Genomic DNA, 14,123 nt, shown 5'->3' on the forward strand with positions numbered 1-14,123 from the left:
CCCAGGCGCCATCTGTAGGTTGGCGCTGAGCGCAGCGACTCAACCCAACCTACAACTAAACGGCTGTTACTGACCCGCGCGCAGGGTCAGGCGGGCGTCGACCTTGCCGGTGCCGGCGCGGTCCAGGCTGACTTCGGCCAGTTGCACGCCCTGCTGTTCCAGGTCGGCCAGCCAGGGCAGCAGGGTGGCGAACGGCACCTGGGTGAGGCTCAGGCTGAGGCCGCTGCCGTCGTTGTCGAAGCGCTCGATGGCCAGACCGGCCTGCTGCGCGCTGGCGGTGACCAGCCCCTGCAGTTGTTCGGCATCGATGCTGGCGGCCGGGCTGGCGGCGCTCTGCCGGGCCAGCTCGGCGTTGCTCTGGATGTACTGGTGTAGTTCGCGCTGGCTCTGATACCACTGGCGGGCATCCTTGAGGTGATGCTGGACCGGCAGCCAGACGGCGACATACAGCATGACCAGGGCGAGGAAGCCGGCCAGCAGGTTCAGGGCCAGGCGGTCGCGCGGCGGCAGCTGCTGCCAGCGCTGATACAGCGGCGAGGTGCTGGCGCGGGCGCCCAGGCGGGTTTTCAGGCTGACCATGGCGTTCATGCGCCTCCTCCGATCACTACGCGGGCGCTGACGCCCTGTTCATCGCGGTTGGCCGAGCCCAGCTGAGCCGGCAGACCGACTTCGTTGAGGCGCTGGCGCAGCTGTTCCAGCTCACCGAAGTTGCCGGCGCGCACCTGCAGGGAGAGGTCGCCGCGCTCCTGACTGTAGTCGAGCTGATCGACCGTCAGCGGCGCTTCGCCGATGGCCGTGCGGATCTGTTGCAGCTGGCCGAGCAGGCCCTGGTTCTGGCCGTTGCCGGCCTGACTCAGGTGCTCGGCGAACTGGGCCTTGAGGTTGACGATGCGGGTGTCCTGAGGGAACAGCTCCTGATACAGGGTGCGGCTCTGGGCGGCGAAGGCATCGCCCTGGTGCTGGAAGTACCAGGCCTGGCCGATATCGAAGGCCAGCTGCAGGACCAGCCACAGGCCGAGCAGACCGGCCACCGGCTGCCACGCCTGCCAGCGGCCGCTGCTGCGCTGCACGGCGAACTCGCCCTGGGCCAGATCGATGGCGTGGCCGCGCTGCTGGGCCTGCCAGGCGAACGGGTCGTGGGGCTGATGCAGCTGGACGTCGCTCAGGTGGCTCTGCAGCTGCGGCCAGTCGCCGGCGGGGAACACCAGACGGCTGTCGCCGGCGCCGAGCAGGCCGCGTTGACCCTGAATCAGGGCGTGGCCGCCTTCGGCCGGCAGCAGGTCGAAGTCGGCATGCAGGGCATCGATCTGCAGGCCGGCGGCCTGGGCTTCGGCGAGCAGCGCCCTGAGCCAGTCGCGGCGTACCGCAAGGACGCGCACGCGACCGTCTGCCTGGGGCTCGCCCATGGCCAGGTGCAGTTGTTCAACGTCCTCGGCCAGCTGTTCTTCCACGGCATACTGTAGGGCCTGGCGCAGCCAGCGCGCCTTGCTGGTCGGCAGCGCCACGGCGCAGGCGCTCAGGCGCTCGCCCGGCAGCACCAGGGCCAGTGGCACGCCAGCCAGCTCGGCGCTGAGCGCCGGCAGGTCGAGCCAGCGGCCGCCGCCCTGGGCGGGCTGCCAGTACAGGCGGCTGTCGGCAAGGCCGTGGCCGCCGGGAGCCATGAAGAGGCAATCGATCATCGGGGATCCTGCTCGGTGGTAGTGGTGGGTTCGGCGAGCAGGGCGGCCTGGCCGAAATCTCGGCCGAGCACCAGCACTTCACCTTCCGCACTGCGTTGGAGGGTACTTAGCAGCACCAGGCGGCGTTCGCCAAGCCTGACTTCGCTGCGCACTTCGAAAAACTGGCTGCCAACCGCCAGGCCGGCGCCCTGTACACCCAGACCGGCGAGCGCCGGCTGGCCGAGAAACGCGGCCAGGTCGCGGTAGCCCTCGCGGCCGCCGGCGGTCTGCAGGCTGCGCCCGCTGGCCAGGCTCAGGCCGTCGGCCAGGCTGGCCAGTACCGGCGCGCTGGCGGTGTTGACGTTGAGCGGGGTCTGCGCCGGCAGGGCGCTGACATGGGGCAGCAGACGCCGGTAGTCGGCCTCGGTCATGCCCAGCAGCAGGCGCAGCTCGCTGACGGCCGCCAGTGCCTGGCCGGCGGTGCGGTAGGGCGGGGTTGCCAGCAGGTACTGGTTGTCCTCGGCACCACCTTCGCCATAGACCTGCTGGTCTTCGTCCAGCCAGTCGACCAGCGCCGGGGCGTAGTTGCGTTCGATGCCGAGCAGGCGCTGCAGGCGCTGGAAGCGCTCCAGCGCGATGCGGTTGACCTGTTTGCCCTGCACCAGGCTGTTGAGGTTGAAGCGCCCGGACAGGTCGCTGATGCGCACGGCGATTTCGCCCTGCTCGATGGCGAACGGCGGCAGCGGGCGTGCCCAGGCTTCGCCCAGGTGATCGACCGGGCTGCGCGGGTCGCCGCTGTTGCCTTTGATGTCGCGCAGCAGAATGCCCTGGGCCAGGGCTTCGCCGCCCATGGCGTAGTGCAGTGCCTGGCGGGCGTTGAGCTGATTGGCGCTGCTGCGGATGGCCAGGTGTTGGCGGGCGACCAGCGCGGCGGTGACCACGGTGACGATGGCCACGATCAGCAGCACGGTGATCAGCGCGACGCCCCGTTCGCGCTTCATGGCTGCTCCCCGGTGCTGGAGTCGCCGTTGCCGTCGGCGCCTTCAGCGTCATTGGCGGTGTTGCCATCGCTGTCGACGACCGGGCCGCCGGCATCCTGCTGCGGCGGGCTGTCCGGCAGGCGGTAGAGGCGGCGCAGTTCGCCGTAGTGCTGATGGGTCAGGGTCAGCTCGACCGCTTGCGGCTGCAGGCGCAGCAGCTGTTCTTCGGTCAGGTCGCCACGGGCCGGCGGCCACTGCGGCTGCCAGTTGCCCTCGATATCGAGAAAGCGCACGCGCAGGTCGCTGACGCCCTTGAGCACCTGCTGTTCCTGCACCGCCGTGTCCACGGCCTGATCCAGCACCGGCCAGTACAGGCGTTGCAGCACATCGCCGCGCAGTTGCCAGCGCACCCGCTGCAGCTGCGCGCGGGGAGCGCCAAGCGGGTTGCGCCAGCCGCTGCGGGTCAGCTCCAGGGCGGCCTGTTCCAGGTTCAGGCTGTCGCCGCCGAGCAGCGCGCCGCGCGGCTCGCCATAGGTGTCGCGCACGGTGCGCGGGATGACCTGCAGCAGGTCGCGGTCCAGCGCGGCCATGGCGCGGGTCAGTTCGCGCAGCTGGCGCTCGTGGCGGCGGGTGCTTTCGTCGCTCTGCAGCACGCTCTGCAGCATGCGGTAGGTGCCCATGGCGAGCAGGGCGAAGATGGCGATGGCGATCAGCAGTTCCAGCAGGGTGAAACCGCGCTGACGAGGAGGGCGCGCAGCGATCATTCGCGCACCCCGATAAAGCCGGTGAGCACCAGGCTGGCGCGCTCCTCGATGCTGTCGCTGCTGCGCCTGTCGCGCGGGGCCACCCACAGGGTGACGCGACGCATGGCTGGGTCGCTGGTGCTGTCGATGGTTTCCTGCAGTTGCCAGTCGCGGCCGGCGTAGCTGATCTCGCGCTGGTTGCGCCCGGTGCCGGGGCTGGGGCGTTGCAGTTGCAGTTCGACCAGCTGGTTGTCGGCGATCCAGCCGGCCAGAGCCTTTTCCTCCAGACGCGCGGCATTGCGCACGCTGCTGGCGGCGGCGGTGAGCACGGCGGCGGCGACGGTGGCGAAGATGGCCAGTGCCACCAGCACTTCCAGCAGGGTAAAGGCGCGCTGGCGGGAAACGGTCAGAATCATTGCGTGGCCCGCTCGGCCAGCGGCAGGGCGAAGCCGTCGCTGGCGAGGCTGAAGGCGGCGCCGTTGGCGGCGCGCTCTTCGATGCGCAGGCTGAAGGGCGACAGCTCACCGCTGGAGAGAATCAGCAGCTGCGGGGCGGCGGTTACCCGCGCGGTCTCGGCTTCATCACCTTCGCTGAGCCCCGGATTATCCTGTTTGGCCAGAACCGGCGCGGCCAGCTTGAGCGGTTGGCCTTCGAGCTTGAGCTCAAGGCGGGCGAATTCCGGTAGGCGGTGTTCACGCTGGCCCGGTGCGGCCTGCCACACGGCCAGGCGCTCGTCGTAGCGCAGTACGCGGTAGCCACGGTCATCCAGCAGCAGGCCGTACTCGCGGTTGTCCAGGGTCGCTTCCTCGCTGAGTACGCCGATCAGCGCGGCCAGACGTTCGGCTTCGTCCTGCAGCAGGCGGCCCTGATTGCCGCCGACCGAGAGCATGGCCAGGCTGACCAGGCTGCCGATGATGACAATGACCACCAGCAGCTCGATCAGGGTGAAACCGGCGGCGGATGGGCGGCGCGTCGGCCCGGCGGCAGGGGCTGCCGTCGGGGTATTGCTCTCGGCGACGCCGCTCACGCTGCTCAGATGTCCCAGTTGCCGATATCGGCGTCGTTGTCGCTGCCGCCATCCTTGCCGTCGGCGCCCAGCGAGTAGAGGTCGAACGGGCCCTTGGTTCCCGGCGCCAGGTACTGGTAGGGGTTGCCCCACGGATCGACCGGCAGCTTCTTCAGGTAGCCGTCCTTGTTCCAGTTGCGCGGCTGCGGGTTGCCGGAAGGCTTTTTCACCAGGGCGTCGAGGCCCTGCTGGGTGCTCGGGTAGGCCTGGTTGTCCAGCTTGTACATGTCCAGCGAGGCGGCAATCGCCTTGATGTCGCCCTTGGCGACTGTGACCTTGGCCTGATCCGGGCGGCTCATCACCTGCGGCACCACCAGGGCGGCGAGGATGCCGAGGATGACTACTACCACCATGATTTCGATCAGGGTGAAACCGGATTGACGTCGTTGCATCGGGGTTAGCCCACCAGTTGGTTGAGGGAAAGGATTGGCAGCAGGATGGCCAGCACGATGACCAGTACCACGGCGCCCATGAACACCAGCATGAACGGCTCGAACAGGCCGACCAGCAAGGCGATCTGCGCGGCCAGGTCGTTTTCCTGATTGCGTGCGGTGCGTGCCAGCATCTGGTCCAGCTCGCCGGACTTTTCGCCGCTGGCGATCATGTGCAGCATCATCGGCGGAAATTCTTCGGTGGCATCCAGCGCGCGGGTCAGGCTGGAGCCTTCGCGGACCTTCTGCGCCGCTTCGATGACCTTGTCGCGGATGCGCAGGTTGGCAATCACCGCCGCGGCAATCGACAGCGCTTCCACCAGCGGCACGCCGCTGCGGGTGAGGATGGCCAGGGTCGAGGCGAAGCGCGCGGTGTTGGTGGCGCGGGCCAGCCGGCCAACCAGCGGGATACGCAGGATCAGGGCATGCCAGCGGCGGCGCAGGTTTTCGTCGCGCAGCGCCTGGCGCAGGCCGAACACGCTGGCACCGCCAAGCAGGAGGAACAGCCAGCCCCAGTGCTTGACCAGATCGCTGGCGGCGATCAGGCCGCGGGTCAGTGCCGGCAGCTCCTGCCCGGTGTTGACGAAGACCTTGACCACGTCCGGCACCACGTAACCGAGCAGGAAGCCGACAATGGTCAGCGAGGCGACCATCAGGATCACCGGGTAGAGCAGTGCCAGCTGGATCTTCTGCCGCGACTGCTGGCGCTGCTCGGTGTAATCGGCCAGCTGTTCGAGCACCAGAGCCAGGTGCCCGGCATGCTCGCCGGCGGCCACGGTGGCGCGGTACAGGTCGGGGAAGGCCGAGGGGTATTCCTTGAGGCTGGCGGCCAGGCTGTGGCCTTCCATCACCCGGGCGCGTACGGCCAGCAGCATCGACTTGATGCGCGGGGTGGTCGACTGCGCCGCGGCGGCGCGCAGGGCTTCCTCGATGGGCAGGGCGGCCTGCACCAGGGTGGCCAGCTGGCGGGTGACCAGCGCCAGATCGCGGGCCGACAGACCCTGGCCGAAGCTCAGGCCGCTTCGGCTCTTTTCTTCGCGGGCCTTGGCCTGTTTGATCTCCAGCGGCGACCAGTTGCGTTCGCGCAGCTGCTGACGCGCCTGCCGCGGGCTGTCGGCTTCGAGCAGGCCCTTTTGCTGGCGGCCCTGATTGTCCAGGGCCAGGTATTCGAAGGCGGCCATGGATGCTTATTCCTCGCGGGTCACGCGCAGCACTTCTTCGAGGGTGGTGACCCCCTCGCGTACCTTGCGCATGCCGTCCTCGCGGATGCTCGGGCCCAGCGTGCGGGCGCGGCGGGTCATGTCCTGCTCGCTGGCGCCGTTGTGGATCAGGGTGCGCAGCTCGTCATCCAGCACCACCAGCTCGTAGATGCCGGTACGCCCGCGGTAGCCGAGCTGGCGGCAGTCCTCACAGCCTTCTGCGTGGTAGAGCGTCGGTGGCTGCGCCGGGTCGGCGCCGAGCAGCGCGCACTCGGCGGCATCGGCCTGGTAGGGGCGCTTGCAGCTCGGGCAGAGCACGCGCACCAGGCGCTGGGCCAGCACGCCGAGCAGGGACGAGGACAGCAGGAAGGGTTCCACGCCCATGTCCACCAGGCGGGTGACCGCGCCGATGGCGCTGTTGGTGTGCAGGGTGGAGAGCACCAGGTGGCCGGTGAGCGAGGCCTGCACGGCGATCTCGGCGGTTTCCTTGTCGCGGATCTCACCGACCATCACCACGTCCGGGTCCTGACGCAGGATGGCGCGCAGGCCGCGGGCGAAGGTCATCTCGACCTTGGTGTTGACCTGGGTCTGACCGATGCCTTCGAGGTGGTATTCGATCGGGTCCTCGACGGTGAGGATGTTGCGTGTACCGGTATTGAGCGTGACCAGGCTGGCGTACAGCGTGGTGGTCTTGCCCGAGCCGGTGGGGCCGGTGACCAGAATGATGCCGTGCGGCTTCTGCACGGTTTCCTGCATCAGCTGGCGGTCGCGCGCGCTCATGCCCAGATGCTGCAGGGTCAGGCGCCCGGCCTGCTTGTCGAGCAGGCGCAGTACCACGCGCTCGCCGTTGGCCGAGGGCAGGGTGGAGACACGGATGTCCACCTCGCGGCCGCCGACCTTGAGCGAGATGCGCCCGTCCTGCGGCACGCGCTTCTCGGCGATATCCAGCTTGGCCATGACCTTGATCCGCGACACCAGCAGGGCGGCCAGCTCGCGCTTGGGCTGGACCATTTCGCGCAGCATGCCGTCGATGCGGAAGCGGATCACCAGACGCTTCTCGAAGGTCTCGATGTGGATGTCGGAGGCGTTCTCCTTGATCGCCTCGCCGAGAATGGCGTTGATCAGGCGGATGATCGGCGCATCGTCTTCCTGCTCCAGCAGGTCCTCGGTTTCCGGCACCTGCTCGGCCAGGCTGGCCAGGTCCATGTCGGCGCCCAGGCCTTCTACCATCTGCATGGCGGCGGATGAGTCGTGCTGGTAGGCCGCGCCCAGGGCCTGTTCGAAGTCGCCGGGCGCCAGCCACTGGCAGGGCAGTACCTGCCCGGCGAAGCGCTGGGCTTCCTGCAGGGCGTTGAGGCTGGCGTCATGCCGGGCCTGCAGGCGGCTGCCGTCGAGCAGCACGCCATGGCGTTTGGCAAAGGCGAACGGCAGGCGGCGCAGCGGCTGCTGGAGGGAGCTTTCCATCGTTATTGTCGTGCCCTGGGCAAATTGGGTTGCGGTGGCCGCGCTTCTGGTGGCGCAGACAGCTTTAAACCGCAGAACGCCGCCCGGGTCAATCGCCCTAAGGAGGGGTGGAGGGGCAAATGAGCGTTGCCGTGCACCGGGCGTCTGACGCGTGTTGCGGGTGGCAGCGTCAGATTGCCTGAGTCTTGGCCTTCAGCCGAGCCTGTTTTTCCTTCCAGATCAATAGTGTGTGTCAGCTCACATCCCGGCAGCGAAAGCTGAACGTTTGTTCAGTTTTCATTTATCTTGCCGCGTCCTTTGCAGTGGCCGGGTGTTATGTCCCTGGCCATCAATCAAAGCGCACGGACGCGCTTGTGCCCGTTGAGTCGTCCGTATGCCGTTCCTTGTTCGCGCTCTGTCGCCCCTGAGTCGATGGAGTCAGGTGCTTGCCTGTCTGGTGGCGCTGCTTTGTGCTGTCAGTTTTTCCCTTCAGCTGTCGCAGCTGCAGTCCCAGACCGGTGCGCTGCCAGTGCCGGCGGCTGCTCCGGCGGTGCCGGCCGATGCCGCCATCGATGCGCAGCTGCTCACGCTCTTTGGTGTGCCCCGGCAACTGCCGGAGCTGGCGCCCCGCGAGCTGCCGCTGCGTCTGCTGGCCTGTTTCGTCCAGGCCGATGCCCGGCAGTCTGCCGCCCTGATCGGCGTAGCGGGTCAGCCGGCCCGGCGTCTGCGCGTGGGTGAATCGCTGGGTTCGTACGGTCATGTGCTGGCGATCGAGCCGCGCCGCGTGCTGCTGCGTGTGCAGGGTCAGGATCTCTGGCTGGGACTGCAGCGCCAGTCCTCGTCTGTGCTGTTGCCGGCAGGGGAGGTCTGATGATGTGGCCTGACAAACGCTGGCTGGTGCTGTGGCTCTGTCTGTTACCGAGCGCGCTGTTGCAGGCGCAGGTCGAGGAAGAGGCCGGGCGCTGGACCATCAACATGCGCGATGCCGATATCCGCGACTTCGTCGAGCAGGTGGCGGGCATCAGTGGCCAGACGCTGATCCTCGATCCGCGGGTGAAGGGACAGGTGACGGTGATGTCCCAGGCTCCGCTGAGTCTGACCGAGGTCTATCAGCTGTTTCTCTCGGTGATGAGCACGCATGGCTATGCGGTGATTACCCAGGGCGATCAGGCCCGGGTGGTGCCGGATGCCGAGTCGCGCAGCATGGCCAGCGCGCTGACCGGCAGCGGCCCGGACGCACTGGAAACCCGCCTGTTGCAGGTGCAGCAGACACCGGTGAGCGAGCTGCTGCCGTTGATCCGTCCGCTGGTGCCGCAACAGGGTCATCTGGCGGCGATTCCCTCGGCCAATGCGCTGATCGTCAGTGACCGCCGGGCCAATATCGAGCGGCTGATGGCGCTGATCGCCCAGGTCGACCGGGCCAGCAGCGATTACAGCAGCTTCTACGACCTGCGCCATGCCTGGGCCAACGATGTGGCCGCGGCCCTGCTGGAAAGCCTGCGCCGCGGGCAGGCGGCCGGAGCCGGCGGCGCCCAGGTGATTGCCGATGCGCGCACCAACCGTCTGCTCCTGCTGGGGCCGCCCGAGGCCCGCAGTCGGCTGCTCAAGCTGGCCCAGGCGCTGGATGTGCCGGCGGTACGCTCGGCCAACACGCGGGTGATCCGCCTGCGCCATGGCGATGCCAAGGGTCTGGCACAGACACTCAGCGACCTCTCCGAACAGCTGCGTCCGGCGGCGGCCAACGGTACCGGTCAGCCGGCGGTGCTGATCCGCGCCGACGAAAGCCTCAATGCTCTGGTGCTGCTGGCCGAGCCGGATATCGTCGCGCAGCTGGAAACCATCGTGCGGCAGCTGGATGTGCCGCGCGCTCAGGTGCTGGTGGAAGCGGCGATTGTCGAGATGTCGGGAGACATCACCGACGCGCTCGGTGTGCAGTGGGCCATCGACGGGCGCGACGGCAACAATGCGCTGGGCGGTGTCAACTTCAGCAACACCGGCCTCTCGGTCGGCACCCTGCTGGGGGCGATCCAGGCTGAAAAGCCGGTGCCGCTGCCGGAGGGGGCGATTATCGGCGTCGGCAACGACAACTTCGGCGCGCTGATTACCGCGCTGTCGGCCAACAGCAAGAGCAACCTGCTGTCCACGCCCAGCCTGCTGACTCTGGACAACCAGAAGGCGGAGATTCTGGTGGGGCAGAACGTGCCGTTCCAGACCGGCTCCTACACCACGGATGCGGCCGGGGCGAACAATCCGTTCACCACCATCGAGCGCAAGGATGTCGGGGTGACGCTCAAGGTCACCCCGCACATCAACGAAGGCGGCACCCTGCGTCTGGAGATCGAGCAGGAAATCTCCTCCATCGCGCCGAGTACCGGTCTGGCCTCGCAGGCGGTGGATCTGGTCACCAACAAGCGCTCGATCAAAAGTACGGTGCTGGCCGATAACGGCGAGGTCATCGTGCTTGGCGGGCTGATTCAGGACGATGTGACCCGCAGCGAGAGCAAGGTGCCGCTACTGGGCGATCTGCCGCTGCTCGGCGGTCTGTTCCGCTCCAGCAAGGACAGCAACGTCAAGCGCAACCTGATGGTGTTCCTGCGGCCCAGCGTGGTGCGCGATGGAGCCGGTCTGGCCAGCCTGAGCCAGCAGAAGTACCAGGACATCCGCGTCTTCGGCGATGGCAATGGTGCCCCGCAGCTGCTGCCGGCCGATCCGCAGCGGCTGTTCCAGCGTGCCCCGGAAACGCCGCCACAGGCTCCGCCCGTGGCGCAGCCGCAGGTGCCGCCTGCCGCGCCGCCGCTGCAGACCCTGATGGAAAAACCGCGTCTGGTGGACCCGGCCACCCTGGGCGATGGGCGCGGCGGTGAGGAAGTCAGAGCCCCCGTTGCTCCTGCAGCACCGGCGCAGCGTTACAGCATTGCCCTGATCGAAGGCAGCAGCGAGGCCTACATGCGCATGCTGCTGGCGCAGCATCCGAAAGAGCCGCTGCGGCTGCAGCAGGAACAGCGCGGCGGGCAGCCCTGGTACCGGATCTTTTATGGCAACTACCCGCGCGCCGATCTGGCGGAGCGTGCCCTGCGCAGTCTGCCGGACAGTCTGCCGAAGCATCGCGGGCAGGTGGTGACGCTGTAACGGCGTTGCCCTGGCATTCACGACAATTGAAAACAAGAGTGAGGGAACATGCTGCGTGCAAGTGTGGTGCTGCTGGCGTTGCTGAGTCTGGCGGGCTGTCTGGAGTTGGGCGGCGGTGGTTCGGCGCCCGAGGTTGTGCCGCCGGTGACACCTCCTGTCAAACCGCCCGTGACCCCGCCGGTTAATCCGTCGCCCGACGAGCCGGGTGGCTCTGGTGAACCACCGCTTGAGCCGCCGGTTGAACCGCCAACCGAGCTGCCGGAGCCGCCCGAGGTCAAGCCGGAGCCTCCGGTTGTACCGCCGGTGAACAACTTTGCCGAGCCGACTGCCGCCGTGGTGGATGAACTCAATGCCCGTGCCTTCTACGACAAGGACAAGACGGGCGCGCCGCGCGCTGTGCGCAACGACCTGGGCGGCAGTCTGCCGGGCATGGTGCAGTTCGTTCAGAGCCACAGTGTCGATCCGTCCGGCAATGAAGCCCGGAGCATGCCCCGGCTGACATCGCAGAAAGAAGCCTTGCTGCTGGTCACGCCCGATCCGGCACTGACGAACATCGCCAGCCTGCAGGTGACCGTGCTGCGTAATGGCGCCCCGCTGGGCGTGCTGAGCATGCGTCAGCCTGACGAGATATTCCGCTCCGATTACGCTAATAACGATGGCCGCCCGGATTACGTCTATTCGCGTCGCGCCTGGAGCGCGGTGCTGCCCTGGGACTGGGTACAGGCCGGCCTGGAGCTGCGCGTCACCGACAACCAGGGCCGTGAAGGCAGCCTGGCGGCCGGTGCCATCGACTTCGCCGCCGCCGGCGAGCTGGTGGTCCACAACATCCGTATCGGTCTGCTGACCACGCCGCCGGGCGGCAGTCACTGGTTCCGCAGCAACCCGGCCGAGGCGGCCACCGACTACCTGCAGACCATTCCCGCCGCCCGCATCACGGCGGCGTTCTACGAGGACGTGACACTGCGCCAGGTCATGGTCAGCAGCGGGGTGATTTACGACGCGGACAAAGGCGAAACCAGCGCCACAACGGGTGACGTGTATAGCGGCGACATGCGTGGCGACACCGCCAAGAGCACCTTCGGTATCGGCATCAACCTGGCCAACTGGGGGGTGACCACCTCGGGCATGAGTGGTCAGGTTCAGCCGCAAGTGACGCAGATGGTGACGGCCCACCATGCCCGCGGCGTGTACACCAATGGCGTGCAGACCCATGGCCTTTCGGGCGGCAACAGCATGCTCACGCTGATCAATTCTAGCGGCAACGAATTCAGTCATGAGATCGGCCACCACTACGGTCTGGGCCATTATCCCGGTCAGAACGGCAACGACTACTTCTGGGCCGGGCACCACCATGACAGTGGCTGGGGCTTTATCAGCTACCGTAAGCGCATGCGTGCCAATATCCACTGGACGCGCGCCAAGACCGACCACCTGGCCGGCATGGCCGAGCTGGACGACACCTATACCTTCACCCCGGATGCCATGGCCGGCGGCAGCTTTGCCAGCAGTCTGTCGCGCTATACCCACTACACCGGCTACAGCACCAAGATCAGGATTCAGCCGGCCTTCGACCGCCCGGTGTTCGCCAGCGATTCGCCCACCGGTTACCGGAAATGGGATGCCACCACCCGCACCATGGTGGATTTCTCACCGGCTATCCCGGCCAGCCCCGGCTCGGTCTGGTACAACAGCGCCAGCGGCAAGTTCCTTGCCCCGCGCCGGCATGGCGTGCCGGTGGTCACCCTGCTTGGCGGTTACGACCCTGAGACCAACAAGGCGCTGATCTACCCGGCGCTGCGCGGCAACTGGGGCAACGTGTTTGCCCTGCCGTCCCAGGCCGTGGCCAGCGAGGCACGTGCCTGCTGGCTGCAGGTGGACTTTGCCGGCGGCGCCCAGCAGCGCATCGCTCTGGCGGGCCGGCGCATGCAAACCGGGCTGGTCAACAAGCTGCACGTCAACCTGGCCCAGGATGAGCAGCCGGCCCGCGCCGAGCTGCTGTGTCAGACGCCGGGCCAGGCCGCCGAGTCGCTGTATGTGCTGGCTATCCCGACCAATCAGCCGGCCATGGCGCCGGCCGTGGTGGTGGGCAAGGAGGCGGGTTATGCGGCGCTGCGGGCCGTTGAGCTGCCCACCCTCAATACCGCTCTGGAAGGACTGGCCGGCAAACCGTTACTGAACCTGAGCGGCAACGCCCGGGTGCTGTACGACAGCTGGGCCGATGACGTGCAGGGGCTCTCGGCCGGGGCTCAGCAGGTCGTTCAGCAACTGCGGGATCAGGAGAGCCGCGCGCTGCGCCTGAACCGCTGGCTGGATGCCTATGGCAGTCAGTTGTCCACCAGCGAGCCGGCCCGTCAGGCGCTGGACAGTCTGCTGGTCAACCTGCAGTTCAACATCAGTCCGTTGCTGCCGGCCGCCCAGACCCTTACCCGCAGCACGGGTGACTGCGTGAAGATCGAGCAGGTCAATGGTGTCTGGCAGCCGTATGTGGCGGCCAAGGCTCAGTGCACCGGCGCGCTGGATGAGCGCTGGCTGGTCGATGGCAGTCAGCGTATCCGCAGCGCCGCGCAGCCGAGCCTGTGCCTGACTCACGGAAGCAACATCAGTCTGACCAGTTGCTCGATTCAGAATGACAGCCAGGCCTGGGATCTCAGCGCCTTGCCGGCCATCAAGCGGGGCAACAGCTGTATGGACCTGTCGGGCGGCTACCTCACCGATGGTCGCGGCAAGCTGATCGGTTACGGCTGCACGGGCGGAGGCAATCAGAAATGGTATGGCCTGAGCCTGAATGACAACCTGCTGCTGCCGTTGCTGCGCAGCCGCAATGTGCCTGCCTTCTTCGCCTATGCCGAGCAACGTGCAACCCCGGCGCCCTGAGTCGCTGGTCTGGCTGCTGGGGTTATGCCTCGGCGGCCACGCCCACGCCGTTCAGCTGCCCGTCACGCTGTTGCCGGCCGCGCCTGCTATCACGGTACCGGCTGCCCGGCCGCTTGCCGGTATTGAGGGCTGGCGCCTGCACGGCGTATTCAGCTCCAGCCGGTCGGCGGCAGGCTGGGCGATGCTGAGTCTGGGCGACGGTGCCGCCATCAGCGTGCGGGTTGGCGATGGCCTGCCGGGCGGCATCCAGGTCAAGGGCGTGGAGCGCGACCACCTGTGGCTGCAGCGGGGCGAGGAGCAGGCGCTGCTTTACTTGCAGGGTGCAGTCGTCGCGGAGCGCCAGGTCCCTGACGAACCTGCTGCTTTGCTGAGCGGCCCTCTGCGGGCTGATGTTCTGCCGGTGGGTTGCGCCCCCTATGCCGCCGCCGGTGTGCCGACCGAAGAGCTGATTACACTGGGCGGGTGTCCGTCTGATGAGGCCGAAGCGGCGCCCGAGTAGTTGCTCCTGGCCGGTACTACAGAGCTATATAAGTCATGGTTTATGCTCTGGATAAGAAACATTAATTTCTAGTAATCAAACGGCCGGAAATCGCGGCTTTG

At 67.4% G+C, this 14,123-nt stretch carries 13 protein-coding genes; 4 read left to right on the top strand and 9 right to left on the bottom strand.

The window, feature by feature from the left end; translation table 11 throughout:
• Positions 1–66: 66 nt before the first annotated feature.
• Genes CK486_RS07415 through gspE form a run of 9 tightly spaced genes read right to left on the bottom strand, consistent with a single transcriptional unit; the run spans position 67 to position 7,541 of the window.
• Complete coding sequence (locus CK486_RS07415) at positions 67–588, bottom strand: type II secretion system protein M (RefSeq protein WP_371915491.1); 522 nt, start codon at positions 586–588, stop codon at positions 67–69.
• Positions 585–1,679 carry a type II secretion system protein GspL gene (gspL, locus tag CK486_RS07420; protein WP_095939665.1) on the bottom strand — a complete coding sequence of 365 codons (1,095 nt, stop codon included), beginning with the start codon at positions 1,677–1,679 and terminating at the stop codon, positions 585–587. The genes CK486_RS07415 and gspL overlap by 4 nt, the downstream gene beginning before the upstream one ends.
• Positions 1,676–2,659 carry a type II secretion system minor pseudopilin GspK gene (gene gspK / locus CK486_RS07425; protein WP_095939666.1) on the bottom strand — a complete coding sequence of 328 codons (984 nt, stop codon included), beginning with the start codon at positions 2,657–2,659 and terminating at the stop codon, positions 1,676–1,678. The genes gspL and gspK overlap by 4 nt, the downstream gene beginning before the upstream one ends.
• Positions 2,656–3,402, bottom strand: a complete 747-nt coding sequence (gspJ, locus tag CK486_RS07430) for a type II secretion system minor pseudopilin GspJ (RefSeq protein ID WP_095939667.1) — start codon at positions 3,400–3,402, stop codon at positions 2,656–2,658. Before gspJ ends, gspK begins: the two co-directional genes overlap by 4 nt.
• Positions 3,399–3,797: a type II secretion system minor pseudopilin GspI gene (gene gspI / locus CK486_RS07435; RefSeq protein WP_095939668.1), complete on the bottom strand. Its 399-nt coding sequence runs from the start codon at positions 3,795–3,797 to the stop codon at positions 3,399–3,401. Before gspI ends, gspJ begins: the two co-directional genes overlap by 4 nt.
• The gene (gene gspH, locus CK486_RS07440; protein WP_095939669.1) at positions 3,794–4,408 is read right to left on the bottom strand and encodes a type II secretion system minor pseudopilin GspH; all 615 of its coding nucleotides are present in this window, start codon (positions 4,406–4,408) and stop codon (positions 3,794–3,796) included. The genes gspI and gspH overlap by 4 nt, the downstream gene beginning before the upstream one ends.
• Before the next feature lie 5 nt (positions 4,409–4,413).
• Positions 4,414–4,839 (bottom strand): GspG family T2SS major pseudopilin variant XcpT, encoded by a 426-nt coding sequence (gene xcpT, locus CK486_RS07445; protein ID WP_095939670.1) that lies wholly within the window; start codon positions 4,837–4,839, stop codon positions 4,414–4,416.
• Between the two features lie 5 nt (positions 4,840–4,844).
• Positions 4,845–6,059, bottom strand: a complete 1,215-nt coding sequence (gene xcpS, locus CK486_RS07450) for a GspF family T2SS innner membrane protein variant XcpS (protein WP_095939671.1) — start codon at positions 6,057–6,059, stop codon at positions 4,845–4,847.
• Between the two features lie 6 nt (positions 6,060–6,065).
• Positions 6,066–7,541, bottom strand: coding sequence for a type II secretion system ATPase GspE (gene gspE / locus CK486_RS07455; RefSeq protein ID WP_095939672.1), 1,476 nt, complete (start codon positions 7,539–7,541; stop codon positions 6,066–6,068).
• Between the two features lie 373 nt (positions 7,542–7,914).
• Here gspE and CK486_RS07460 point away from each other — a divergent pair, with 373 nt between their 5' ends.
• Genes CK486_RS07460 through CK486_RS07480 form a run of 4 tightly spaced genes read left to right on the top strand, consistent with a single transcriptional unit; the run spans position 7,915 to position 14,022 of the window.
• Positions 7,915–8,391 (top strand): type II secretion system protein N, encoded by a 477-nt coding sequence (locus CK486_RS07460; RefSeq protein WP_095939673.1) that lies wholly within the window; start codon positions 7,915–7,917, stop codon positions 8,389–8,391.
• Positions 8,391–10,649, top strand: a complete 2,259-nt coding sequence (gspD, locus tag CK486_RS07465; RefSeq protein WP_176481667.1) for a type II secretion system secretin GspD — start codon at positions 8,391–8,393, stop codon at positions 10,647–10,649. The genes CK486_RS07460 and gspD overlap by 1 nt, the downstream gene beginning before the upstream one ends.
• Positions 10,650–10,697: 48 nt before the next feature.
• Entirely contained in the window at positions 10,698–13,523 is a 2,826-nt protein-coding gene (locus CK486_RS07475) for a M66 family metalloprotease (protein WP_176481668.1), read from the top strand.
• Positions 13,504–14,022, top strand: a complete 519-nt coding sequence (locus CK486_RS07480) for a type II secretion system protein N (RefSeq protein ID WP_141248891.1) — start codon at positions 13,504–13,506, stop codon at positions 14,020–14,022. Before CK486_RS07475 ends, CK486_RS07480 begins: the two co-directional genes overlap by 20 nt.
• Positions 14,023–14,123 lie beyond the last annotated feature (101 nt).

This window comes from Pseudomonas sp. HAR-UPW-AIA-41, from assembly GCF_002304225.1.
Classification (GTDB): Bacteria; Pseudomonadota; Gammaproteobacteria; order Pseudomonadales; family Pseudomonadaceae; genus Aquipseudomonas.

Bases quoted from the DNA above. Each gene is read 5' to 3' on its own strand.
- CK486_RS07415 (WP_371915491.1), bottom strand. From the start codon at position 588: ATGAACGCCATGGTCAGCCTGAAAACCCGCCTGGGCGCCCGCGCCAGC.
- gspL (WP_095939665.1), bottom strand. From the start codon at position 1,679: ATGATCGATTGCCTCTTCATGGCTCCCGGCGGCCACGGCCTTGCCGAC.
- gspK (WP_095939666.1), bottom strand. From the start codon at position 2,659: ATGAAGCGCGAACGGGGCGTCGCGCTGATCACCGTGCTGCTGATCGTG.
- gspJ (WP_095939667.1), bottom strand. From the start codon at position 3,402: ATGATCGCTGCGCGCCCTCCTCGTCAGCGCGGTTTCACCCTGCTGGAA.
- gspI (WP_095939668.1), bottom strand. From the start codon at position 3,797: ATGATTCTGACCGTTTCCCGCCAGCGCGCCTTTACCCTGCTGGAAGTG.
- xcpT (WP_095939670.1), bottom strand. From the start codon at position 4,839: ATGCAACGACGTCAATCCGGTTTCACCCTGATCGAAATCATGGTGGTA.
- xcpS (WP_095939671.1), bottom strand. From the start codon at position 6,059: ATGGCCGCCTTCGAATACCTGGCCCTGGACAATCAGGGCCGCCAGCAA.
- gspE (WP_095939672.1), bottom strand. From the start codon at position 7,541: ATGGAAAGCTCCCTCCAGCAGCCGCTGCGCCGCCTGCCGTTCGCCTTT.
- CK486_RS07460 (WP_095939673.1), top strand. From the start codon at position 7,915: ATGCCGTTCCTTGTTCGCGCTCTGTCGCCCCTGAGTCGATGGAGTCAG.
- gspD (WP_176481667.1), top strand. From the start codon at position 8,391: ATGATGTGGCCTGACAAACGCTGGCTGGTGCTGTGGCTCTGTCTGTTA.
- CK486_RS07475 (WP_176481668.1), top strand. From the start codon at position 10,698: ATGCTGCGTGCAAGTGTGGTGCTGCTGGCGTTGCTGAGTCTGGCGGGC.